The 23425-nt window shown below is 32.5% G+C and carries 21 protein-coding genes and 4 pseudogenes; 11 read left to right on the forward strand and 14 right to left on the reverse strand.

Going from position 1 to position 23425, the window contains the following annotated elements; genetic code table 11:
• The first annotated feature begins 32 nt into the window (after window positions 1–32).
• The 5 genes from DQL14_RS00360 to DQL14_RS00380 all read left to right on the forward strand — a co-directional run bounded on the left by DQL14_RS00360 (window position 33) and on the right by DQL14_RS00380 (window position 3163).
• Complete coding sequence (locus DQL14_RS00360) at window positions 33–347, forward strand: thioredoxin family protein (protein ID WP_000895147.1); 315 nt, start codon at window positions 33–35, stop codon at window positions 345–347.
• A 362-nt stretch (window positions 348–709) separates the two neighbouring features.
• Window positions 710–1342, forward strand: coding sequence for a penicillin-binding protein activator LpoB (gene lpoB / locus DQL14_RS00365; protein ID WP_000243401.1), 633 nt, complete (start codon window positions 710–712; stop codon window positions 1340–1342).
• 23 nt (window positions 1343–1365) lie between these two features.
• Window positions 1366–1893, forward strand: a complete 528-nt coding sequence (locus DQL14_RS00370; protein WP_000795968.1) for an LPP20 family lipoprotein — start codon at window positions 1366–1368, stop codon at window positions 1891–1893.
• A gap of 7 nt (window positions 1894–1900) precedes the next feature.
• Window positions 1901–2242, forward strand: a complete 342-nt coding sequence (locus tag DQL14_RS00375) for a hypothetical protein (protein ID WP_000824768.1) — start codon at window positions 1901–1903, stop codon at window positions 2240–2242.
• 9 nt (window positions 2243–2251) lie between these two features.
• Window positions 2252–3163, forward strand: a complete 912-nt coding sequence (locus tag DQL14_RS00380) for an LPP20 family lipoprotein (protein ID WP_039088095.1) — start codon at window positions 2252–2254, stop codon at window positions 3161–3163.
• Window positions 3164–3523: 360 nt separating this feature from the next.
• Here DQL14_RS00380 and DQL14_RS00385 read toward each other — a convergent pair.
• Window positions 3524–4228: pseudogene (locus tag DQL14_RS00385) on the reverse strand (restriction endonuclease subunit S); the annotation flags it as partial.
• 811 nt (window positions 4229–5039) lie between these two features.
• Here DQL14_RS00385 and DQL14_RS00390 point away from each other — a divergent pair.
• Both DQL14_RS00390 and DQL14_RS00395 read left to right on the forward strand, forming a co-directional pair.
• A pseudogene (locus DQL14_RS00390) lies at window positions 5040–7074 on the forward strand (relaxase/mobilization nuclease domain-containing protein).
• Between the two features lie 1154 nt (window positions 7075–8228).
• The gene (locus DQL14_RS00395) at window positions 8229–9296 is read left to right on the forward strand and encodes a tyrosine-type recombinase/integrase (protein WP_001120380.1); all 1068 of its coding nucleotides are present in this window, start codon (window positions 8229–8231) and stop codon (window positions 9294–9296) included.
• 316 nt (window positions 9297–9612) lie between these two features.
• On the opposite strand, the gene DQL14_RS00400 is transcribed toward DQL14_RS00395, so the two are convergent.
• From DQL14_RS00400 to DQL14_RS00410, 3 genes are all read right to left on the reverse strand, one after another.
• Window positions 9613–10416, reverse strand: a complete 804-nt coding sequence (locus tag DQL14_RS00400; RefSeq protein WP_108169461.1) for a nucleotidyl transferase AbiEii/AbiGii toxin family protein — start codon at window positions 10414–10416, stop codon at window positions 9613–9615.
• Window positions 10388–10639 (reverse strand): hypothetical protein, encoded by a 252-nt coding sequence (locus DQL14_RS00405; RefSeq protein WP_000006537.1) that lies wholly within the window; start codon window positions 10637–10639, stop codon window positions 10388–10390. Before DQL14_RS00405 ends, DQL14_RS00400 begins: the two co-directional genes overlap by 29 nt.
• 131 nt (window positions 10640–10770) lie before the next feature.
• Window positions 10771–11451: a CAAX protease gene (locus DQL14_RS00410; protein ID WP_108169462.1), complete on the reverse strand. Its 681-nt coding sequence runs from the start codon at window positions 11449–11451 to the stop codon at window positions 10771–10773.
• A 220-nt stretch (window positions 11452–11671) separates the two neighbouring features.
• Between DQL14_RS00410 and DQL14_RS00415 the strand changes: the two are divergent.
• Window positions 11672–12701, forward strand: a pseudogene (locus DQL14_RS00415) (hypothetical protein).
• 4 nt (window positions 12702–12705) lie between these two features.
• Here DQL14_RS00415 and DQL14_RS00420 read toward each other — a convergent pair.
• From DQL14_RS00420 to DQL14_RS08470, 4 genes are read right to left on the reverse strand one after another with little or no spacing between them, the layout of a single operon-like run.
• Window positions 12706–13335: a hypothetical protein gene (locus DQL14_RS00420; protein WP_108169463.1), complete on the reverse strand. Its 630-nt coding sequence runs from the start codon at window positions 13333–13335 to the stop codon at window positions 12706–12708.
• A gap of 16 nt (window positions 13336–13351) precedes the next feature.
• The gene (locus tag DQL14_RS00425; protein WP_108169464.1) at window positions 13352–15400 is read right to left on the reverse strand and encodes a hypothetical protein; all 2049 of its coding nucleotides are present in this window, start codon (window positions 15398–15400) and stop codon (window positions 13352–13354) included.
• Window positions 15400–16452, reverse strand: a complete 1053-nt coding sequence (locus DQL14_RS00430; protein ID WP_108169465.1) for an ArdC family protein — start codon at window positions 16450–16452, stop codon at window positions 15400–15402. The genes DQL14_RS00425 and DQL14_RS00430 overlap by 1 nt, the downstream gene beginning before the upstream one ends.
• Entirely contained in the window at window positions 16453–16617 is a 165-nt protein-coding gene (locus tag DQL14_RS08470) for a hypothetical protein (protein WP_000189763.1), read from the reverse strand.
• 637 nt (window positions 16618–17254) lie between these two features.
• Between DQL14_RS08470 and DQL14_RS00440 the strand changes: the two genes are divergently transcribed.
• From DQL14_RS00440 to DQL14_RS00450, 3 genes are read left to right on the forward strand one after another with little or no spacing between them, the layout of a single operon-like run.
• The gene (locus DQL14_RS00440) at window positions 17255–17923 is read left to right on the forward strand and encodes a ParA family protein (protein ID WP_108169466.1); all 669 of its coding nucleotides are present in this window, start codon (window positions 17255–17257) and stop codon (window positions 17921–17923) included.
• 46 nt (window positions 17924–17969) lie between these two features.
• The gene (locus DQL14_RS00445) at window positions 17970–18347 is read left to right on the forward strand and encodes a hypothetical protein (protein ID WP_108169467.1); all 378 of its coding nucleotides are present in this window, start codon (window positions 17970–17972) and stop codon (window positions 18345–18347) included.
• Entirely contained in the window at window positions 18325–18990 is a 666-nt protein-coding gene (locus tag DQL14_RS00450; RefSeq protein WP_108169468.1) for a hypothetical protein, read from the forward strand. The genes DQL14_RS00445 and DQL14_RS00450 overlap by 23 nt, the downstream gene beginning before the upstream one ends.
• A gap of 72 nt (window positions 18991–19062) precedes the next feature.
• Here the strand turns inward: DQL14_RS00450 and DQL14_RS00455 are convergent, their stop codons facing one another.
• The 6 genes and pseudogenes from DQL14_RS00455 to DQL14_RS00480 all read right to left on the reverse strand — a co-directional run bounded on the left by DQL14_RS00455 (window position 19063) and on the right by DQL14_RS00480 (window position 23332).
• Complete coding sequence (locus tag DQL14_RS00455; protein WP_108169469.1) at window positions 19063–19854, reverse strand: nucleotidyl transferase AbiEii/AbiGii toxin family protein; 792 nt, start codon at window positions 19852–19854, stop codon at window positions 19063–19065.
• Window positions 19824–20294 carry a hypothetical protein gene (locus DQL14_RS00460; protein WP_000965795.1) on the reverse strand — a complete coding sequence of 157 codons (471 nt, stop codon included), beginning with the start codon at window positions 20292–20294 and terminating at the stop codon, window positions 19824–19826. Before DQL14_RS00460 ends, DQL14_RS00455 begins: the two co-directional genes overlap by 31 nt.
• Window positions 20295–20348: 54 nt before the next feature.
• A pseudogene (locus DQL14_RS00465) lies at window positions 20349–22410 on the reverse strand (type IA DNA topoisomerase).
• A 12-nt stretch (window positions 22411–22422) separates the two neighbouring features.
• Complete coding sequence (locus DQL14_RS00470) at window positions 22423–22806, reverse strand: hypothetical protein (protein ID WP_000410259.1); 384 nt, start codon at window positions 22804–22806, stop codon at window positions 22423–22425.
• A gap of 68 nt (window positions 22807–22874) precedes the next feature.
• Window positions 22875–23126: a hypothetical protein gene (locus DQL14_RS00475; RefSeq protein ID WP_108169470.1), complete on the reverse strand. Its 252-nt coding sequence runs from the start codon at window positions 23124–23126 to the stop codon at window positions 22875–22877.
• Window positions 23123–23332, reverse strand: a complete 210-nt coding sequence (locus DQL14_RS00480; RefSeq protein WP_000462384.1) for a hypothetical protein — start codon at window positions 23330–23332, stop codon at window positions 23123–23125. The genes DQL14_RS00475 and DQL14_RS00480 overlap by 4 nt, the downstream gene beginning before the upstream one ends.
• Window positions 23333–23425 lie beyond the last annotated feature (93 nt).

Genomic DNA, 23425 nt, shown 5'->3' on the forward strand with positions numbered 1-23425 from the left:
AAAGTTGGGGGAAATAAAAATTAAGGATTATCATGTTAGAAGTGATTAACGGGAAGAATTACGCAGAAAAAATCGCTCATCAAGCGGTAGTGGTCAATGTGGGGGCGAGTTGGTGCCCAGATTGCAGGAAGATTGAGCCGATTATGGAAAATTTAGCCAAAACTTACAAAGGCAAGGTGGAATTTTTTAAGGTTTCTTTTGATGAAAGCCAGGATCTCAAAGAGAGTTTAGGCATCCGCAAGATCCCTACTTTGATTTTTTACAAAAACGCCAAAGAAGTGGGTGAAAGGCTTGTAGAACCTAGCTCTCAAAAACCGATTGAAGACGCTCTAAAAGCGTTATTATAAAAGACGCTTAAAGAGCCTTGTTATTAAAATAAGAACCCATAGAAATCTTTTTTAGCCCCTTTTTTGATAAAGGGGTTAACTTCAAATAGCTTTTATATTGTCTCTTTATCATAAAAATCGTTTTTTATCGTTTTTAAATAAGCATGTTTGTTAAAAAAGTTTCTTTAATTAAGCTAAAAATGAGCGAATTTGTGGTACTAATGCTTGCAGTGTGAAATTTGTAGGGCTAGAACTTGTAAAATGTGAAAAAAAAGACGCATAAAATGCTAAAATCCGCAAAAACACTGTGTGTTTAGATTAGAAGTTTAAAATTAGGAACGGAAGTATCTGTTTTAAATTTTGAATAGGGAGTTTCTATCACTATGGTATTGAAAACAAAATTAAAAATTATAAGCTCGGTGATTTTGAGCACTTTATTGTGGGTGGGTTGCTCAAGCGAGATGGCGACTTATCAAAATGTGAATGATGCCACTAAAAATACGACTGCAAGCATTAATAGCACGGATTTATTGCTAACCGCTAACGCGATGTTAGATTCCATGTTTAGCGACCCTAATTTTGAGCAACTCAAGGGCAAGCATTTGATTGAAGTTTCAGATGTGATTAACGACACCACGCAACCCAATTTGGACATGAATCTTTTGACGACTGAAATTGCGCGGCAGTTGCGGTTGCGATCTAATGGGAGGTTCAATATCACAAGGGCGAGCGGAGGGAGTGGCATTGCAGCGGACAGCCGAATGGTGAAGCAGCGCGAAAAAGAACGAGAGAGTGAAGAGTATAATCAAGACACCACTGTAGAAAAAGGCACTTTAAAAGCCGCTGATTTATCTTTAAGTGGTAAAGTATCTAGTATCGCAGCCTCTATTAGTAGTTCTAGGCAGCGCTTGGACTATGACTTCACCCTAAGCCTTACCAACAGGAAAACGGGTGAAGAGGTATGGAGCGATGTTAAGCCTATTGTGAAGAACGCTAGCAATAAGCGTATGTTTTAAATTTATATTTGAAAGGATGAGAGATGAAAAATCAAGTTAAAAAAATTTTAGGGATGAGTGTGATAGCAGCGATGGTGATCGTAGGTTGTAGTCATGCCCCAAAATCAGGTATCAGTAAAAGCAATAAGGCTTACAAAGAAGCGACTAAAGGCGCTCCTGATTGGGTAGTAGGGGATTTAGAAAAAGTGGCGAAGTATGAAAAATATTCAGGGGTCTTTTTAGGAAGGGCTGAAGATTTGATCACCAATAATGATGTGGATTATTCTACTAACCAGGCTACAGCGAAGGCTAGGGCTAATTTAGCGGCGAATTTAAAATCCACTTTACAAAAAGATTTGGAAAATGAAAAAACCAGAACGGTAGACGCTTCTGGTAAAAGGTCCATAAGCGGCACTGATACTGAAAAAATTTCTCAATTAGTGGATAAGGAATTGATCGCTTCTAAAATGCTTGCCCGCTATGTCGGTAAAGATAGGGTTTTTGTTTTAGTGGGCTTGGATAAGCAAATTGTGGATAAAGTGCGCGAAGAGTTGGGCATGGTTAAAAAGTAGGGTTTTAATGAAACGCCTTGCTATTGCGCTTGTTTTGGTGTTGGGAGTGGCGTGGGGGAAGTCCTTGCCTAAGTGGGCAAAAGATTGCTCAAAAGAAGTGCAGATTGAAAAGACCCAAACCAAAGACGAAAAAATTTTAGTGTGTGGGGTGAGCGATATATTGCTTTCAGATATGGACTATAGCTTGTCCTCAGCCAGACAAAACGCCTTAGAGAAAGTGATGGAAGCTTTCAAGGGGGATAAAATAGAGATTAAGGCTAGTGAGCTAAAGGCCACTTTTATTGATACGGATAAAGTTTATGTGCTTCTAAGAATCACTAAGAAGCATGTCGCTTTAATGAACGAGTAAGGATTAATAATGAAAAAGATTATTCTTGCATGCCTTATGGCTTTTGTGGGTGCTAATTTAAGCGCGGAGCCTAAGTGGTATGGCAAGGCCTATAACAAAACAAACACCCAAAAAGGCTATCTTTATGGGAGTGGTTCAGCCACTTCTAAAGAGGCTTCTAAACAAAAAGCGTTAGCGGATTTAGTGGCGTCTATTAGCGTGGTGGTTAATTCCCAAATCCATATCCAAAAAAGTCGTGTGGATAATAAGTTAAAATCCAGTGATTCGCAAACGATTAACTTAAAGACCGATGACTTGGAATTGAATAATGTAGAAATTGTCAATCAAGAAGCGCAAAAAGGGATCTACTACACCAGAGTAAGGATCAATCAAAACTTGTTTTTGCAGGGTTTAAGGGATAAGTATAACGCTCTTTATGGGCAGTTTTCCACCTTAATGCCTAAGGTTTGTAAAGGGGTTTTTTTACAGCAATCCAAGAGCATGGGGGATTTATTGGCTAAAGCGATGCCTATAGAAAGGATTTTAAAAGCGTATTCTGTTCCGGTGGGTTCGTTAGAAAATTATGAAAAAATCTATTATCAAAACGCTTTCAAACCTAAAGTGCAAATCACTTTTGATAACAACAGCGATACAGAGATTAAAAACGCTCTCATAAGCGCTTATGCCAGAGTGCTAACCCCTAGCGATGAAGAAAAACTCTATCAAATCAAAAATGAAGTTTTCACAGACAGCGCTAATGGCACCACACGCATTAGAGTGGTTGTTAGCGCGAGCGATTGTCAAGGCACGCCCGTATTGAATAGAAGCCTTGAAGTGGATGAAAAGAATAAGAATTTTGCTATCACGCGCTTGCAATCTTTGCTTTATAAAGAACTGAAAGATTATGCCAATAAAGAAGGGCAAGGCAATACGGGGTTATAAGCAGGATATTAATCTTGCTTGCACTTTTGGTTATTGATTCAGTTTGGTAGCGTTATCATTTTGTTTGGCGTGGCGTTTTCGCACCCATTAAAATAACTCTCTAAAGGTTTGTGGCTTTTGTTCTCGCCAAATAAACTAAATATCATTCAATACTCTTTATCCCACAAGCTCATCTAAAACCACACCCGCTAAAAACTAAAATTAACAAAAACTAAAATCTTTTTTAAGAGCCTACACGAGCGAGCAAAAAGAATGACAATCAATAAAAACGAATTTTACAACAATTTTAACAACTTGGGTGCTCTCACAATCTATTACGCTTTGCATGGATTGCATAAAGAACCTCTCTTAATACAATCTTTATTTTTTTAAAACCCTGATTTTAGCGCTCATTAAATCGTGGTTTAAAGCTTTTTTGATGTTTTCAAATTGGCGTTTTTTGTTTTTAAGGCTAATGATCTCATTATCCAAACCGCTTAAAATGTTAGCGATAGCGATTTGTTCGTTTAGGGGGGGTAAAGAAAGACAAACATTATTAAAACCACTCTTTGATAAATTGTATCGTGTTGAACCTTGCGCTAAATTTTCAAAAGCTTTTCTGCCTATTTCGCTATTAATTAAGTATGATAAAAACAAGTCATCAACTGCCTTGTCAAATATTCTAAAACCAAAACAAAAACTATTCAAAAAAACTTGGTCTATATCATCTAAAAGCACGGCACACATGCCTACTTCTTTTGGAGTTTCTGAAGAAGTATTAAAAAATAAATCATATTTTTTAAAGGAATTTTGTTTTTCATTTGGGTATATTTTTACATTTTCTAGTATAGAAGTATCTATTATAACATTATTTAAAACATTCAAAAATGTAATATATTTAGCATTGCCATTGATAAAATCTTGCTTTGTTTTTCCTACTAATCCGCTTATAGTTATTCCTATATCCCCAAGCCTCACTCTTTGCCAAGCTTGATTGAAGCCTTTTAAGCGTTTTCTTTGGCTCAATAGTTCAAAGCTTAAAGCTTTTTTAACGCTTTCTTTTTTAAGTATGTAAGTTTTAAGTGTTCTCTAAGTTTCAATCTAAGTCAATTAAAAAAATCATTGAAAATGTAGCATAAATTTTTTAAACAAAAGCTTAAAGAATAATTTCATTCCTTTAATATTGATTGTGAGTTCTTATGAAATGGGCTGGTAGTTCTTATATGAGTTGCTAGAGTTTTAATGGTGTTTTGCTCCTAGTTCTTAATCATACAAGCAACCTAGTTCATATCATTAGAGCAGATAAGTTCTTAATCTATTTTCCCCTTAGTTATTTGCTTAATGTGAGCTATTAGGTTCTAACTTGTGGATTTTAGTTTTTATCGTGTAGCCCTTAGTTCCCTAATTGTTGCCTACAAGTTCTTTCAATAAAAATCTCTAAGTTTTTATAGCGTTTCTAACAAGCCCTTGCCTAAAAAATTGAGTAATGGGGTTAAAGCTTTTGAATGAAATTTTTCTCTCTTACTAGATTAAAAATTTAATTCATCTATCAAAGCACTTTTTAAAAACTTTTTAGGCAAAAAGTTAGCAAAAACCCTTATTTTTTAAAAATCTAGCTCTAAGTCCCTTGAATACGAAGTTTTAATCATATGTGTACGCACACATGGTGTTATCCTGCACCTTTTTAATTTAGTTCTAATTTCAATTCTTTGTGCTATGCTATAAAGAATTGAAAAATCGCTAGATTTAAAATCAAAAGTCTAGCTCTTAAATTAGCGTTAGCTTGAATAAAATTTGGGCGTTTTAAATGCCTTGTTAGTAAGGGAAAGAAGTTTAGCTTGAAAGTGTGCGAATTAGATAAAAATTTAGCAATGTTGTTAAGTCTTAAAGGGTTTGTATGCTAGATAGGGCTATATTAGATACTAAGCTAGATAGTCGTCCTATTGACTTATCTTTCTTAGATGATATTTTAAAGCATATGCAAAAGCCTAGATTTAGTGATAGCGATAAAGTAGATAAAAGATTGCTCATTAAGTTCAATCAATTTAACCCTAACTCAAAGTTTATTAAATCTAATCTAGTTGGCACAAAAACAGCTAGTCCTGTGCTTATTAAAAACATAGGGCAAATGAAACGCTCCCACTTAGAAAATGCCCTAAATTATGCTTTAGAAAATAGCGAAACAGCTTACAATGAAATGTTTTTAGAATGCGATAAGCAATTCATCTTAGAGAGTTGGCTCAATGACTTTGATTTGACTAAAGATTATAACGAGACTATGCACTTAGTTTTTTCTATCAAAAATAAGCCAGATGAAGAGACAATGCAAGGGCTTTTACATTCTACTTGGGAGAGCTTAAAAATAAGATTGCCTGAATACAAGTTTGCCCTTGTGCCACACGCTCATCAAGACCATGCCCATATCCATTGTTTTATCAATAAGACTAATCAGCTCACACGAAGAAGACTGCGTTTTAAGGGGCATGAAGATTGTAAAGAATTTTTTAATGAATTAAGAAGTGAGTTTGCTTATAGGTTGAATGACCACTTATTGAGCGAAGAATACTTGTGTGTCAATGAGCCAAAACTTAAAGAGCTAGACAATATCAAACAACAATTACAAGACTTGGAAAAAGAAGAAAAAGCCTTAGAACAAATCAAATCCCCACAAGATGAGTGGGACTTAAACAAGGCTTTACAAAGCGAGTATTTACAAGAACTCAAATATAAAAACAAAGCAAAAGCCCTAGACATTCAAAATAACCACAGCACCCCTTTAAAACAAAAGATTTCTGAATTTAAAATCGCTCTGTTTAATCACAAAGACACAAGCGATGATGAAAAAGAACAGCTAGATATTGACAGGATAGATAAGAGAAAACCAGTAAGCGAACACTTAAAAAACACTAACAAACACGAGCTATACGAACTCTTAGGCTTTTATCAAAAAGAATTAGATAAAAAACAAAACCATTCAGCCTTTAAGAATTTTGCTATTCTCAATGGTTTAGACAGAGACTTTGAAAGAGAGACTAATGGCTATTCTGTTTTAAAGAAAAAAGAAATGCTTTTAAATAAGCTTGAACACCTAGACAAACGCCTTTTAGATAAAAACTCACACTTACTATTAGCCCAGCTAAGAAATGAAGTTAAAACCAAGCAAAACACCCAATACAACACTCTAACTAATCCTATTTTTTTAGCCAAAGCCTTAGAACTTTCTAAAGATAAACGCCCCACTCTCAAAACTTTTAAAAACGCTTATTTTAGTGCTAGAAAATATCAATTCATGCTAGAGAGCTTTAAAACTAAGCAAAATGACCCCACTTACAAGCTTAATGATAACACTTATGAGCTAGTGAGTAAGCAACTACAAGACTATCAAAACACCATGCTTTTATTAGCCAAAGAGAGATTACTTTTTTTAGAACAAGATTTAAAACAAAAAGAAGAAGAGTTTGAAAGAGCCAAAGAACATTATGTGAAATTTTTAAAACATTATAGAGAAACTTCATTGTCTCCAAAAGAAAAACAAGGCTTTCTCAAACAAATTAAACAATTTTCTAAAATTTCTAAGGATATTCTCTATACTTGTAATGAAATCATAGGAGCTAATAGGTTTTTAACCCACTATGACAACCTAAACCTTGAAAAAGTCCTAGAACACGCTTAAAGATACTAAGCTAGAGCAAAAAGAAATTCAAGCTATCACAAAAGAGCCTAATAACGATGAGCCTTGGATTGAGTTTGGTAAAAAAGAACAAGCTAGAGCTAAAGCACACTATCAAGCTATGCTAGAAAAAGAAAAAGCTAAAGAATTAGCTAAACAACAAGCTAACACCTTGCACTCTAATGAGCTTGATGATGACCCTAAAGATCATGTTGGATTAAAACAAAATGACAACACAAACTTTAAAGGGCGTAATAGATAATGCTCTCAAGCGATGATTGCCTTTAATGTTCTTAATAAAGAATATACCCTTTGATTAAAGGGGTTTATTCTTGTTCTTTTCACAAATTAGCTTATTTAAACAGATATACAAATAAAGCACTCTAAAATGCCCCACAATCAAAATAAAGCCATAAGATAAGACAAACTATTAACCTAAAAACAAAAACGCTTTAAAACGCCTTGTAGAGCTTAAATTTTTCTTAAGTAGCACGCAAAAATTTAAAACTTTAAAGTTTTCTTAAACATAATCATCAAGCAAGTTTAAACCTAACCCTTGAACCTACTATCAAATCAAACTTAACTCTTTTAATACTAAGAGCTAGAAACAAACCTTAACACTACACACTCTAAACAAAAACCTTTCTAATCCTAAATGCTAATGAGACAAACCGCTTACAACCTAACTTAAATAACACAAGCCTTGACTAATCATTCCTCCCACAACTAACATGTCATTGATAGGTAATTCCTATTTTTCTTTTATTTTGATTTTGTTCTTATTTTTACTAATAAAAGAAATTAAAAACTTTCCTTAAACTAAACCTAGCCACAACTAACCTTATGGCTCTTTCAGTCAGTTTGTCTCTTTTAATCAAAAGTTCTTTTTTTTATTTTTCTTTTTTTTCCTTTAGCAAGTTCCTAGTTGTCTAATTTAATCAAGTTTTTTAAAAAAAAGAAATCCCCCTCATGACATGATATTTACTAATAACATGTTTGCTCAATAGGTTAGGAAAGAAAGGTAAACCTTTCTTTCCCTTAATATTTTTATAACTATACGGAACTTAAGTTCCGCTTTCATATCTAATACCCATAAACACGCACTTCTTAACCTTAAAAAGCGCTTAAAGCTTACTTTCAAAAACTATTTAATCGTTGATAAATTCAATTTTTGTATTTAGTGAGTAATGCAAATAACTATGAATTTGATTATTTACTTTTAAGGGGGCGAAATTTTGCTTTTATGCATTAGTTAAAAGCGGAACTTTTTAGAGATTTAGATTTAAAGGCGGAATTTCAAATCTCTAAGGAGCCATGCAAAATTTTTAAAAATACCGCTTTTAGAACCTAACAAACTAAAAAACATAAAACTCTCATTCTTTAAGATTTCTTTTTATATTTTAATAAGGGAGCAATATGCCACATAACAAACTCACTAAATCTCAGAGAGAACTCTTTTGTAATCTCAAAGCCTTTTTATACACTAAGGCTAAAAACTTCACGCCCATTCAAGATGTGAAGGATATGGCTTTAATCCTAGACACACAAGATAAAATCTTAAAATGTCATAATATAGAGCAATTAAAACAACTCTGTCATATTCTTTATAATCAAGGCATTAAACACACTATAATGATGCAAGGCTTGTTTTTATTCTTTAACTATTTTAAAGATAATCTCAAATTAAGAAGTTTTAGAATGCTTAGCGAAGAGCAAGTGATTAACTTTCTCTTTGAACTCGCTCAAAATAGAAAACCCAGCTCTATGGCTAAGTATGTGATGTATTTAAGACAATTCTTTGATTATTTGGATAGAAAAAGGCGTTATAGCTTTGATTTTACGCTTAAAAACCTAGCCTTTGCTAAGACCAAAGAAAGCTTACCCAGACATTTAAACGATAAAGACTTAAAGAGTTTTTTAAAAACACTCTTAGACTATAAGCCAGCTACAAGCTTTGAAAAACGCAATAAGTGTATTCTACTTATTGTAATACTTGGGGGACTTAGAAAATGCGAAGTGTTAAACATAGAATTAAAACACATTCAAGTAGAAGAGCAAAACTACTCTATTTTAATTCAAGGTAAAGGTAGAAAAGAGAGAAAAGCTTATATTAAAAAGAGTTTGTTAGAACCAAGCTTGAATGCTTGGCTTAGTGATGAATATAGACTAAAATATTTTAATGGGGCATATCTTTTTAAAAAAGACAAACAAAAAGCACAAAATTCTTTAACGCTTTATAACTTTATCCCCTTAATCTTTAAACTAGCTCAAATCAAACACTATAAGCAATATGGCACAGGCTTACATCTATTTAGGCATAGTTTTGCAACACTCATTTATCAAGAAACCCAAGACTTAGTTTTAACTTCAAGGGCGTTAGGGCATAGCTCCTTACTCTCTACTAAGATTTATATTCATACCACACAAGAGCATAACAAGAAAGTGGCTCTTGTGTTTGATAGTTTGATAGAGAACAAGAAGTAAGGTGGTTAAAATTGATTAGGTAGTTTAGTGTAATTAGTTTAAATAATCTTATTAAGATAAATAATCTAGCATTAGATAGTTTTAATTAACTATTTAATGTTTTATTGCTAATTAAAAATGATTAGTTTTATAAGGGTTGTTAAAATCATTGAGATTTTATATAGTTAGCTTAAATTACAAAATATTCTAAAAATAATGTAATTATAGATTATTGTTACTCATTAATAATATATTTGATTAACAATACAAATAACTAAATTCTATTAAATACTGATAGATTAACTAAAGCTATTAAATACCTACTTAACAAGATTATTTATCGTCTACGCTTAGGTGTGGGGGTGTATTCATTGGAATTGTCTAAATCATCTGCGTTGTCATGGGAATTTGAGTAAGTCGCTGTTTTAATTTGGTCTATTTTGTCTATTAAAAAATCATAAGCACTTAAAGAAAGGTCTTTATAATGTGAAATGGGTTCTACCATATCTATTTCTATGCTATAACGCTTTTTATCTAACTCTTGCAAAGAATTTTGAAGAGTTAGTAAGTCTTGCTTAGTTATTTTTTGAGAACTTAAAAGCTTGTCAAATAAATTATTGTCATTATGCAAAGCCACTGCTATATCAAAAATATCTCTTGTTTTATTATCAGTTTTTCTAAAAGTAATCTTTTTAGCGATAATATTTTCTAAACTTTCTATATGAATATCAAAAGCAAAAATCTTTTTAGAATTATCTACATATCCCTCATTACTAGCATAATCCACTAAAACATCTATTTTAATGTTGTCTTTATTCGTTACGCCTATATGATTATGTTGGTCTATGTATCTTGTGCTATCAAAATGACTGCAATTATCTATCCATAATTTAGGGCTAAAAAATCCCAAACATTGAGCATCATTGACAAACAAATCAATATCAAAGCTTAATCTATGCTGGAAGTAATACATGCTCAAAGCTGTGCCTCCTCCAAACTTAATACTACTAGGATTAAGCCCTAAATTCAAAGCATTTTTAATAATGGGATAAAATTGTTCTAGGGCTTGAATTTGAGCTTGAAAGTTGTTTTTGATAAAACTAAGGCTCTTTTCATTGATAGGGATTGATAGAAAGGACATGTAAAATATTCTCCATAGGAATGTGATAGTCTTGTGAAAACCATTCTATTTCTTGCTCTAGTGCCTCTGTTTGAATTGTGCCTATAATATACTTGTCAGTATTGCTTAGATTAGTTGTTTTTTTATCCATAAAAAGCCCTATAAGATACTCTAAACTCACATGCTTATCTTTATTGCCAATAGAGTTATTGATTGTAGCTAATAACATAGGAGCAAATGACATTTTTATTCTCCCTAAATTGATTTGATTGTAGTTTAGCAAATTTTGTGTTGGTTTTGGTTTGACTTATAATGATTGTTTAGCTATAATACGCCTACATTCGTAGGGCTGACCGAAGCCCACTTTCTTATAGCTTATAGACTACTTAGTTTTTCCAAGTCTTTGTTTCCAACACTTTTGATTAAATCATCTAAAAATGAAACAATTTTGTTAGGCATGATACCAAAGTTAAAACTTTTACTTGTAGGCTTTTCTAATTCTCTGATAAAGCGTGTTGTAATGCGTGGGCGGTTGTTTGCCCTTAGCTTTAGTAAATTTTCCCAATGATACGCACGATTTCTAATTGTCCATAGTAAGTTTAAAGCAATATAGGCTTTAGCATAATTAGAAAGATGTTGTTTTCTACCCTTAATAAGCAAAGTATCCTTATTATCTTTGTAATAAGCCTTAAGACTATAGGCTCTCAAATCTAATGCTACCCCCTCTAATTTGTAAAAAAAGATAAGCTTAATCACCGCTTCTAAAGACATTTTAGACAAGACCAAAGAATGCGTGATTTCTTTTTTCTTGTCTTTCAATTCTTCTATTAAGGGGATTAAAGAAACTTCATCAAACACCCACTCATTCCCTTTAATTTGAGTTAGGCAATAATCTAGTGCGTTGCGTAAGTAAATCTCTAAATTAGAGATTTTAGGTGTGATTAGACTAATGAGCTTTAAATTTTCTTTGTATTGCTCTAGGTTGTCATAAGTCTCTAGTCTGTCTTTGGATAGAATGAGCGTAATATCGTTTTTGAAATCTTGTAAATCTTGCATAGTGTCTCTTAAAATAATTGTTAAACCAAATTATAACACAAACAAAATTAGTTATAAAAGATTGTTATTGCTTGTTAAGATAATATATAGTGAGTAATTAAAATAACCAAATTCTGCTAAATACATACAAAATAACTTAATATTTAATTGTTATTAGTATTTCTTTAAATTTCTATGTTATAATGATTACAATTCAAGTTAAGTTAAAAGGAATAGAAAAATGATTAAATTAAATGGTTTGAATAAAACTTTAAAAACAAGCTTATTAGCTGGGGTTTTACTAGGTGCTACTGCTCCCTTAATGGCAAAGCCTTTATTAAGCGATGAAGACTTATTGAAACGAGTAAGACTACACAATATCAAAGAAGATACGCTGACTAGCTGTAATGCTAAGGTGGACGGCTCTCAATACTTGAATAGTGGTTGGAATTTATCTAAAGAATTTCCGCAAGAATATAGAGAAAAGATTTTTGAATGCGTAGAAGAAGAAAAACATAAACAAGCCCTTAATTTAATCAATAAAGAAGACACTAAAGATAAAGAAGAACTTGCAAAAAAAATCAAAGAAATTAAAGAAAAAGCTAAAGTTTTAAGGCAAAAATTTATGGCTTTTGAAATGAAAGAACACTCTAAAGAATTCCCAAATAAAAAGCAACTTCAAACCATGCTTGAGAACGCTTTTGATAATGGAGCTGAAAGTTTTATTGATGATTGGCACGAACGCTTTGGGGGTATAAGTAGAGAGAATACTTATAAAGCACTTGGCATTAAAGAATATAGTGATGAAGGAAAGATATTAGCCTTTGGCGAAAGAAGTTATATTAGACAAAAGTTATATTAGACAATATAAAAAAGATTTTGAAGAAAGCACTTATGATACTAGACAAACCTTATCTGCTATGGCTAATATGAGTGGCGAAAACGATTATAAAATTACTTGGTTAAAACCCAAATATCAGCTCCATAGTTCAAATAATATTAAACCCTTAATGTCAAACACAGAGTTGTTAAATATGATAGAGCTAACCAATATCAAAAAAGAATATGTTATGGGCTGTAATATGGAAATAGATGGTTCTAAATATCCCATTCATAAAGATTGGGGATTTTTTGGTAAGGCAAAAGTCCCAGAAACTTGGAGAAATAAGATTTGGGAATGTATTAAGAATAAAGTAAAGTCCTATGACAACACTACCACTAAAATAGGAATAGTTTGGAAAAAAAATACTTATTCTATCTCTCATCACTAAACCCTTAATCCCATATACTAAAAATGGGAAAACCAAATTGGTCAAATTTAACATTAGGGTTTTGAAAGTATATTCTAGCTCTTTCTCTTTCGTTTATTCTTTTTTGCGTTAATTGTTTGTCTATATGGTTTTCTTCTTTCCCAAAGCCATCATTATTTTGCCTAAAATAATCATCTGCCATAATCTCGCTTTGCATTGCCATTGTTTGATTTAAAAAGAGCATTTGATTGGTAATTTCTTTTAAATATTTTAGAGTAAGTAATTTAATCCTTTGATTGAAATTTGCGTAGGCTTGGCTTTGAGCGTCTTTATTGGGGGCTTTGGTTAAATCAAGTGTGAGCGTTTGGATTTCTTGTTCTAATTCGTTATCTAAGCGAGTTGTCCTAAATACATTTTTAATAGGGTCGCATTTACCTGTCTCTTTATTTTCTGTGCAATAAGGTATCCCTTGCTTATTATGGTTAGCTGTAGGGTCAGTTACACCAAACTCAGTTTGTAGGACATCAAGTCTTTTTAGAAATGGGTCAAGTTTCTTTTTTAACTGCCTATTATCATTAACCTTTTTCTTTACTCTAAGCAAAAATCTTCGTTTTTGCTCTTCTGAGCTAAGGCAAGGCAGTGAGATTAGGGATATAACTCATAGGATTTTCCTAACGCCTTCTGCTCTTAGAAAGCGTATTTTGTGTGTAGCCATAATCTATTATAGTTGGCATTTCTTTTTTCACTTCTTTTTGAGCGTTATTTTGCTCTTTAGCTAATTCTTTAGCTTTTTCTTTTTCTAGCATAGCTTGATAGTGTGCTTTAGCTCTAGCTTGTTCTTTTTTACCAAACTCAATCCAAGGCTCATCGCTGTTATTACTCTGTGCTTTCTCTTGGATTTCTTCTTTTTGGCGTTCTTGTAAGCATTTGTGAGCTTTAGAGTCATAATCTAGCCATGGTTCATCAGGATGCAAGGTTTTTTTTGGCTCTTGCTTAGATTGTGGCTCTTTTGCTTGAGTAGTGCCATTTTGCTCTATAGCTTGGTTTTGTTTTGTGTTTTCTTGTTGTGTAGCGGTGCTATTAGTTTGAGCGTTAGTAGTCTCTTGTCTTGGCTCATTTTGTGAGTTTTTAGGTTGCTCTGAATTTTTATTAGCCTTATTTTGCTCTTTAATAGCATTTACCCCCACACTTTGAGTGGCGCTATCTAAATTTTTGAGTGTTTTTGCTTGTTGCTTGTCTAAATGCTTTCGCATCACTTCATACACTCTATTATCCATAGGCTCTAAGCTATCTTTAGATTTAGCTAAATAATCTTTTAAGACTTCGTGGTGTTCTTTTTCTAATTGGTGTCCCAAGATAGACTTAACGCTTAATTGCAAGCCCTTATCTTGCATGTGCTTATTACCATGCGCTTGTTCTAAGCAATCCTTAATCAAATTGATATGCTCTTTAGTGAGCTTGGTTGGCTCTTTTTGGCTTACCACTAATAAGACTTTCAATTCATCTTCATTCATGTGGTTTTTAGCGTAATTTAAAAAGCTCTCTTTAAAATCAAGCTTAGTCTTAATGCGTTTTTGCTTAATATCAAGCTCAGTTTGTTTAAAGAAACTATGCAAACTAGCGTATTTGTCTTTAAGGTCTATATCATTGCTAGGTGTTTTCTTTTCTTGCTCTTTTTGTGCGTATTCGCCTTGTTCTTGTGTGTTAGGCTCTTTTTCATTAAGCTTATTGCTTTCTTCTAAAGCAATAGAAGCGATTTTACTTGTAGTATTTTCTCCTGTAGGTCTTAGCAATTCAAGCTCATTAGGATTTAAAAAAGTGATAACTTCGTTTGTTTCATCTCTTATAACTTGCAAACTCTCTAAAAGTGTTGCACTTTCATTATCCAAACCTTGCTTGGTATTATTATCTCTTAATGTCTCTAATTCTAAGCCTTGCTGGTTTAAAAGCTCTTTTTCTTGATCTTGAAAAACTTGTTGCTCATAGAGAGTATCAGGGTTTTGGCTCTCATAATATTGCTCTAGGGCTTTATTTTCGCCCTCTAGGGCGTATCTTTCTAGCTCTTCTTTTTCAAGCTTATTTTCATGCTCTGCAATACTAATTTCTCCAGCTCTTTGAATTTGATTTTCTTCATAATCTTGTAGTGCCTTACTTTCAAGCTCAGCCTCTTCTCTTTCAAGCTCTTGTTGTTCTAACTTGGCACTAACTCGTGCAATGCCATCATCTTCATTCATTTGTATGTATTGCTCTTGTTGGTATTCATAATACTCATCTTCGCTCATTTCTAAAAAGCTTTTTTCTTCTGTAAGCTCTACTTCATTTTCGCTAGAATTTTGTATCTCATGTTTATTAGCATTTTGTGTCTCAACAATCACTTTTTCTAAACTTTCTACAAACTCGCTTGGATTATCATTAGAGATAGATTGCTCTTCATTGATTTCTTGTTGGAACGCATTAAAAAAATCGCTTACATTTTCATTGTCTTTTGTATTAGAGATTTCATTTTTCATGCTCTCAATGACTTCTAGCATAGAAGAAATGTCATCTTTTAAGCCCTCTTGGCTTAAAGACTTGATTTCTTGTTCTAAAATGCCTAAAAAATTGGTGGGGTCATTTTTAGAATTTTTAACTTCATCTAAAAAACTCTCTAAAAAAGCGTCCTTTCCATCATCACTCCAAGCTTTCCACGCCTTTAAAAATCCATTGATAAAATCTTGCATTATCTGCCCCTGCCTTTAGATTGAGTAGGCACTACTTCATCATTAGCAAAGTAGTGGTCATACTTTTGTTGCTCTGCTCCTTTATTAAGAGTTTGTTGCAACATCGCTAACATTTGGGGATTGTTTTGAGCCATTTCAAGCATTTTAGAAAACTCTGCCATATTCATTTCATTGTTGTTTGGCTCTTTAGTGTTGTTTTCTTTGGCATTGTTGTCTGTATTAGGTGCAATTTGTTGCTGTGGTTCTTGATAGATTTTGTGTTGCTTTCTTTTTTCATGATGGGTTGCCCCATATTGATTGACATAATCTAGCACTTTGTTATACTGCTTTTCATTCAAATGCTTGGATAAATCATAAATCACCAAATTTTGATTATTCATAGAGAAAGTATTGCTAATGTATTGTGTTCTTAAAGTTTTAGGGTCTAATTCTTTAAGCTTAGTTTTGTCTAGCGTTTGAAAAACATTGACATTGTAGAGATTTTTAATCTCTAAAGTCGGCTCTATGTCTATCTTTTCTTTTTTAAATTCGTAAAAGGGCGTTTTGCCATCTTGCATATACTTGATATTGCCCTCTTTGTCTCTTTGAGGAACTTTTTCATTCTCATAAATCACTTCGCCATTAGAATAATGCTTAAGATTGCCCTCTTTGTCTTTAAGGGGGATTAAATTACCCTGTTCATCTCTTGCTTTAACATAGTGCATTTCATAATCTCTAATATAAGCAATACTTGCCTTATCATAAAAGCCATTAGGATTATTTTTACTCTTAGTGTTGTTTTTAATATGCTCCACTTCTTTAGGGTTTGCCCCAAGTTTTAAGGCATCATCTAAACCTACCCAAACATTACTCTCATAGCCATTCTCATGTTGCTTGGCATCTAAAATAAGAGAATTTAAGCCATTATAGGCATTGCCAGCATTACCATTATAAGCTCTATTATTTGGCTTAAACTCTAATCCAGATTCTAAACTTTTAGCAATTTCGCTCGCTAAAAACCTAGCAAAAACCTCTTTTTGCTCTTTAATATCCATTTCATTCCACGCTTTCATTTAATGCTCCTTGTTTTTATTGACTTCATTTTCTAAGGAATGTTCTAACTCTATTTTTGTTTCTTGTTCGCTTTTAGGCTCTACTCCCATTTGCATAAACTCTATCATTTGCCATTCATTCATAGGGTATTTTCCCTCTTTAAGTTCTAAAAAATCTTGTGTCATTTTTTCTGTCCTTGTTTTTAAAAAATCTTTTTAGAATGCCATTAAAATTACAAGGAAATCAAGGTCTTGACTTATTTACTTTTTCAAAGTGTGTGCGTACACATATGCCACTTTTTAAGCTATTTTTAAGCAAAAAACACAAGTGTGTACGCACACATTTTTTAGTCTCAAACCATGCAACCCCCTAAAATGCGTAACTTAATCTAAAAGTAAATGAAAAGTAAATAAACCTAAAAATTTAATGAAAAAAAGTTAAAATTTAAGCTAATCTTAAGCTAAAATGATAGTTTTTTGCTCCTTTTTAATGTTTAAAAAAACTTTTTTTAAAAATGAAAAAGACAAATTAAACCTTAGAATTTCTTGAGAAAGTTCGCTTAAAATGCTTTAAATTTAATTGATAATTTAATTTCTTAATAGTTTAATGATATAAGCTAAATAAGAATAAATTCTTTTAACATTGTAATATTAAATTAAATACTAAATACTCTTTAAATAACATAGTTTTATTATCCATTACTAAGTTTAATTATTTACTATGTTTATATAAACAATCTTAAACAATCAAATTGTTTAAAGTTAATTCAAAATCTATATAATTGTGATATACTTTTAAAACAACTAAAATAAGGAAAATAACATGACCATTTGCATTGCTAATGAAAAGGGTGGCAGTGGTAAAAGCACGCTTTGTTTAAACTTAGCCGTGCAATTACTCAAAGACAATAAAGAAGTGGTTGTTTTAGATACAGATAGCCAAAAGTCTATGGAAACTTTTGCTGCAATTCGTGCTGAAAAAGAACGCCCCACTTTTAGCTTATTTAATCGTAGTAGTGGCTTTAGCGATACTTTAAAGCAAATGGTATCTAAGTATGAAAATATCCTTATTGATACTAAGGGGGAATACAGCAAAGAAACCCAAAAAGCTATGCTTTTAAGTGATATTGTGCTAGTGCCAACAACTCCTAGCCAATTAGACACTGAAGTCTTAGCTAATATGCTAGAAAGAATTGAGCAACTCCAAGAGCTTAATGAAAATCTAAGAGCCTTAATTGTCATCAATAGAATGCCTACTATTCCTACCCTTAAAGAAAGACAAGCCTTAATAGAGTTTATTAAAGAAAATAACCCTAGCAATAGGATTACACTTTTAGAAAGCTCTTTGAGTGAGCGCATTGTTTATAAGCGCAGTGTAAGCGAAGGCTTAGGGGTCATAGAATACAGCGATAAAAAGGCTATCAATGAGTGGGTTAATTTTTATAACGAATTAAAAAGCCATTTAGAAAAAGAGAAAATACATGCGGTTTAGAAGAGTTAAAAAGCACAAAAATAAACACAATAAGGAGCACACAAGTATGGATTTACAACAAATTGATGAGCTAGAAAAGAAGTTTGAAGAACAAGAAGAACAAGCCCAAGATACCTCCCTAAAACAAGAGCCTAGCACAAAGGAAGTAAAAATCCCTAAAAAAAGGGGGCGTAAAAAAAGTTTGTTAGATGAAGATAAGAAAAAGAGCTTTAACATTACCTTTAGTCCTTGTATGATAAAAGAACTTGATGAATTTTTGCTAGAATTTGGCTCATTTAAAGAGACACGAAGCACTTTTATTGAAGAAGCGCTTATTAGGCATTTAAAACACAGAAAAAACACCCAAGAGCAAAAGCTTTTAAAGCAACTAGAAAGATTACAAAACAAAGAAAAGGGCAATAATGAAAACAATGAACTTGAATGAATTTTTTACGCATAAGACAATCTATAAAGACACCCCTTTAAAGTTTAAGGATACACTAGAACAAGAAATCAGCCAAGCTGGTTTAGTAGAGAAGTTAATCTTAGCTAATATCTTAGCCAATATGGTGTTTGCTAAGATAAGCAATGAGAATGCCCCTAAAATTCTTATTTCACGCTTGATGTGTAAGTTTAGTCCTATTGATTATGAAAGCACTATTCCTAGTGATTTTAAGCCTATAGATGAAGAAGAATATGAAGATGATTTAGAATGGCTAAATGAAGAAAAAGAAGATAGGCTCTTTAATTACTATCTATTTTTAAATGGTATTAAAGAAAGTGATGTAGAAGAAGTGTTTAATGAAAGTGTAGAAATCTATGATGAGTGCTTAATAGAAATCGCTCAAAATGTCCTTAAAGATAAATTTTCTTATGACATTGACTTATTGCAAGTTTTAGTAAAAGGTTATGCTAAAGAGATTAGAGAATTTTTGAGTTATAAACTTGCAAAAAAAATCAAAGACTTTAAAGACAAAGACACCGCACTTTATATCAGCTTAGGAAAAGACTATGACAAAGAAAAAGAGCCATTTTCTAAAAAATTGCAACAATGTTTTAAAGAGATTTTAGAGAGCAAGGGTATTTAAGTAGTTTTAAATAGAATTAAATTAACAAGACAAAACAACTAAAAACTATCAAATACCCACTCAATAAGGTTACTATCGCCTACGCTTAGGTGTGTAGGTGTTTTCATTAGAATTGTCTAGGTTATTATCATTATTGCTATAGCCTTGTTGCTCTTGCAAGGCATTAAGGGAATGAGATTGTTTTTCAAGTTTTTTATGTATTAGTTGAGCCATTACCCCTAATTCTAGGGCTGTTTCTTCTAAGTCCATAATTTGATTTAATAAAGCATCTAGTTTTACATCTACTAAATAATCGCTCACTAATTTATCAGGGTCTTTGCTAAAATCTTTTAAGCGACTTGCTAAATCTAAGTTAAAATGTTCTTCATAATGCTTGGCTAAAAAATGCAAATCAAATAAATCTCTAGCTTTAGTTCTTGTATGCTCCCCATCAAAGCAAGCACAGAGTTTGTTATCAATAATACGCTCTATTTTAGCAATTCGCATTCCCTCAATCACATTGACTTCGCTCTCTTTTGGTGCGTCTCTATAAGATATTTCTAATTTTAAAGTTTGTTCTTCTTTATTGTCTTTGGTAGCATAACGCACCACACTATCAGTGTCTTTTTTAATATGAATATCATTTAAGATAATGCCATTAGGAATAGTACTCTTTACTCTGCCTAAGAGATTGATTTTTTTATGACAATCAAAGTCTAAATCTTCTGAAAAACGATTTAAGCCATAGCCTAGATACAAAGCTGTTCCGCCTTTTAATACCATAGGGGTGTCGGCTAGATTTTTAACAATGGCTCTCATCAGTTTTTCATGATTAAGAGCTTGTTCGCTTAAACTCACTCTATAATGGGGTTTCTTGCTATCCATTTATCCAAATTCTCTCTTTCTTGCTTGTTTAATTTGGGTTTCATCACTTCTATAAGCGCATAGACACTCTCTTTATCTTCAATACTAGGAAACCATTCATCTAGCATAACAACCCCTAGCTTTCCAGTTTGCAATACAGAAACATAGAGACAATCTACACAAGCTCTTGGATGCTCTGCAATATAAGTGGGAGTATGTTTAGGGTAATAGCCCATTTTATTGAGCCTTGCTGTGCCATCTATAATGCCTAGATTGCCTAGTAGTTTATTAGTATTATGAGCTTGTTTTTCACCATAGATATAAACCCCTATATCATCAAACGCATTCTCCATTAAAGTATAGCTACTATGCCAATCTCCTGTGCCTTGTGGGCTATGGATATTTAAAGCCACAATAGAGCTAACATAGACTTCTTTTGAAGTGGGTGGAATATAAAGCATGCTAAACTCCCTCATTAGTTTTAATTAGGTTCTAGTTTAGCAAAATTTCACTTACTACTTCTTATGATACTCATTGATAAAATCCCCACACACTTTCATACTATATTTAAATCCTTTGGGGAGCTTGACATTATGCTTTTTAGCTAACATCTCAGCAAAGCTAATTTGTTTAGGCGTAGCGGGTCTATTTTCATCATTATTAGAGCTACTAGCCTTTTTGTTGTTTTTCTTAAAAAACTCATGCTCTTTAATGTATCGGTCTAAAAACGCCTTAGCCACTCTGTTGTCTTCTTTGTAGTTTTTAAACTCTTCGCTTAAATTTAATTGCAAATCTCTTAAAATATTTTCTATATAAGTGATTTGTCCTTCACTGCTAGGTTTTATCTCATCATCATTTCTTTCTAGCTTTTCAATCTTAGGGCATTTAGAATTTAAATTGCTGATAAAATCCACATAAGAGCTTTTATTTTCTACAATCTCATCTAGCACTTCTTCCATTTGTTTAGTATAGGTCAAATCAATAATGAATTGATAAGCATTTTCAAACACTTCTACCACTCTTTTACCCTTATGTGTAGGCGTAATAATGTGTTTTTTATCTTGGCTAATGCTGATATATTCTCTTTTTACAAGCGTAGGCAAATAGCTCGCATAAGTGCTAGGTCTGCCTATGCCTTTATTTTCTAAAAGCTTGACAAAATCTGCCTTCTTTATAAGCACTTGGGGCATTTCTTTTAATGGTGGCTAAAACTAAGTCATTTAGACTTAACACATCATCAATTTTTAGATTAAATTGTGCGTTTTGTTCTTTTTCTTTATTGTCTTTATCATCATTACTTTCATCATTTTCTAGCTCTTTTTTAGAAAACATTGCTAAAAATCCAGCACTTTTTAAACCCTTTACAGAACATTTAAAATACTCGTTTTTGATTTTAAAGAGCAAATCTTGCTTGTCATAAATGGCATTCTTGCCTTGACTTTCAATAGTCCTTTCAAAAATGAGTTGATAGAGTTTTAAAGCGTCTTGATTAGTAATATTAGCATTATAGACTATGCTTTCTAAATCTTCAGTAGTATGGGGGTGTGTGATGCGAATTGCTTCATGGGCTTCTGCTTGGCTTTGCTTGCCAGCCTTGTATTCTCTTTTTAAATACAAGTCCTTATAAATAGGTGCATAAAAGCTCTCTGTCTCATCTAAAAACTCCACGCTCAAACTTTCCGCATCTGTCCTAATGTAAGTAATCAGTCCAGCCTCAAAGAGACTTTGAGCTAAAGATTGCACTTCAGCGATACCTAAACCTAACTCAGAACTCGCTCTTTCTAAAAGCGTAGAAGTGATAAAGGGCTTTTTAGGTTTAGTCTCTACAACAGAGTTTTTTAAATCTTTTAAAAGACAAGCTTTATTATCCTTTAAGCTCTCAAAGAGTTTTAAAGCCCCTTCTTTATCATTGAATTTAATCTCTTCGCCCTTTTCATCACAATGCTTAATGATGACTTCTCTATTAGCACTATCGTTAATCTTAGCTTGAATTTGATAGCTTACTTTCTCATTTTCAGGTAAAGCCTTAAATTTTTCAATCTCTCTGTCTCTATCTACAATGAGTTTTAAACAAGGGGTTTGCACTCGCCCAGCACTACTACCTTTCATTTGTCCTAAAGCCTTACCTAAATAAGGGGATAGCGTAAAACCTAAGAGCATATCTGCAACTCGTCTTGCTAAAGCGCTTTGATACATTTGCTTATTGGTGTTTTCAAATAAAATGGCGTTTTGTAAGCCCTTGTTAATCCCACTTGGTGTGATTTCAAAAAACTCCGCCCTATAAATAGAACTAGCTACATTTTTGATTTTTTGATAAAACATATAGCCTATAGCATAACCCTCTCTATCAGGGTCAGTGGCGATATAAACCTTTTTGTTTTTACACGCCTCTATCATCTCAAAAATATGTTTTTTCTTTTTTTGGTCATAATCAAAAGTCGGCTTAAAGCCATTACTTTCATCATAGCTTTTAAGTTGCATAAAATGCCCTATGGTAGCAAAGACCTTAGCTCCTGTGATTTCTCTAATCTTAGCTACCTTATTAGGACTTTCAATAATGATGACGCTGTTATTCATTTGATTGCTCCTTTAAAATGGGATTTTATTAGGATTTATCGTCTCTTCCAACTCAAGCACAGAAAGATAAACTAAACTTCTTAGGGCATTAAAATCTTCGCATTTAACATCACCGCAAAAAATAGGCATTTTAGGTATTACTTTGGATTTAAAAATCCCATTAAAAAAATCTCTAACTAAAAAGGTTAAAAGTTCTTCTGTGTAGCCAATCATTTCGCCATCAAATTTGGTTTTTTTGGTTAATTCAAACATCATTTTTACGATTTCAACCCATGCTTTAAACATAATCTCAAATTGCTCTTTAAACAAATCTTCATTATCAATAATCAACATTTTAAAAAGCTCGTTTGAATGTTGTTGTAAATCTTTCTTTAAAACTTCGCTTTCTTTTTCCAATTTCTTAATTAACTCCATTTTTTCGTTAGCCTATTTGCTACGCTTTATTTCTGTATTGCTCATTGTTATTACTCCTTAAGTTTTGATTTTCTATAACTCTCTGTAAGATGTGGTAGCAATTCCCCCTTAATATCCATAATGATAGGTTTATGCGCCATTTCAAGAATACTAGGAATTTTAATATTACAATTACAGCGTTGTAATTTCTCTTTTAATCTCTTATTCTTATCTTTTAATTTAAGATATTGCCTTAATCCATAGGCATACCAAAGAATTAGCAAGATTAGTGCTAAAAATCCCATTAAAACATCGTAATTCATTGCTTTAACTCCTTAATTGATTTTTGTTCTAAGATTTCTAATCTCTTTTTGCACTCGCTTACATCATCAAGCAAGCTTTCTAATAATTCGCTATGCTTATTCATAAAATCTTCTTGAGATTGTTTGGTGCTATTTAGGGCTTTATACAAGTAGATAGAATTGATAATATAAAGCCCTAAGAATAGAAAAAATCCTAATTCAAACATTGTTTTCCCCTTATTTAAACTTAGCTAATCGTTTCACTAGCTTGACTACTCGCATAATAAGGCGTAAATCACGCCACTTAATGCCATTTAAAA

The organism is Helicobacter pylori NCTC 11637 = CCUG 17874 = ATCC 43504 = JCM 12093, from assembly GCF_900478295.1.
GTDB lineage: Bacteria > Campylobacterota > Campylobacteria > Campylobacterales > Helicobacteraceae > Helicobacter > Helicobacter pylori.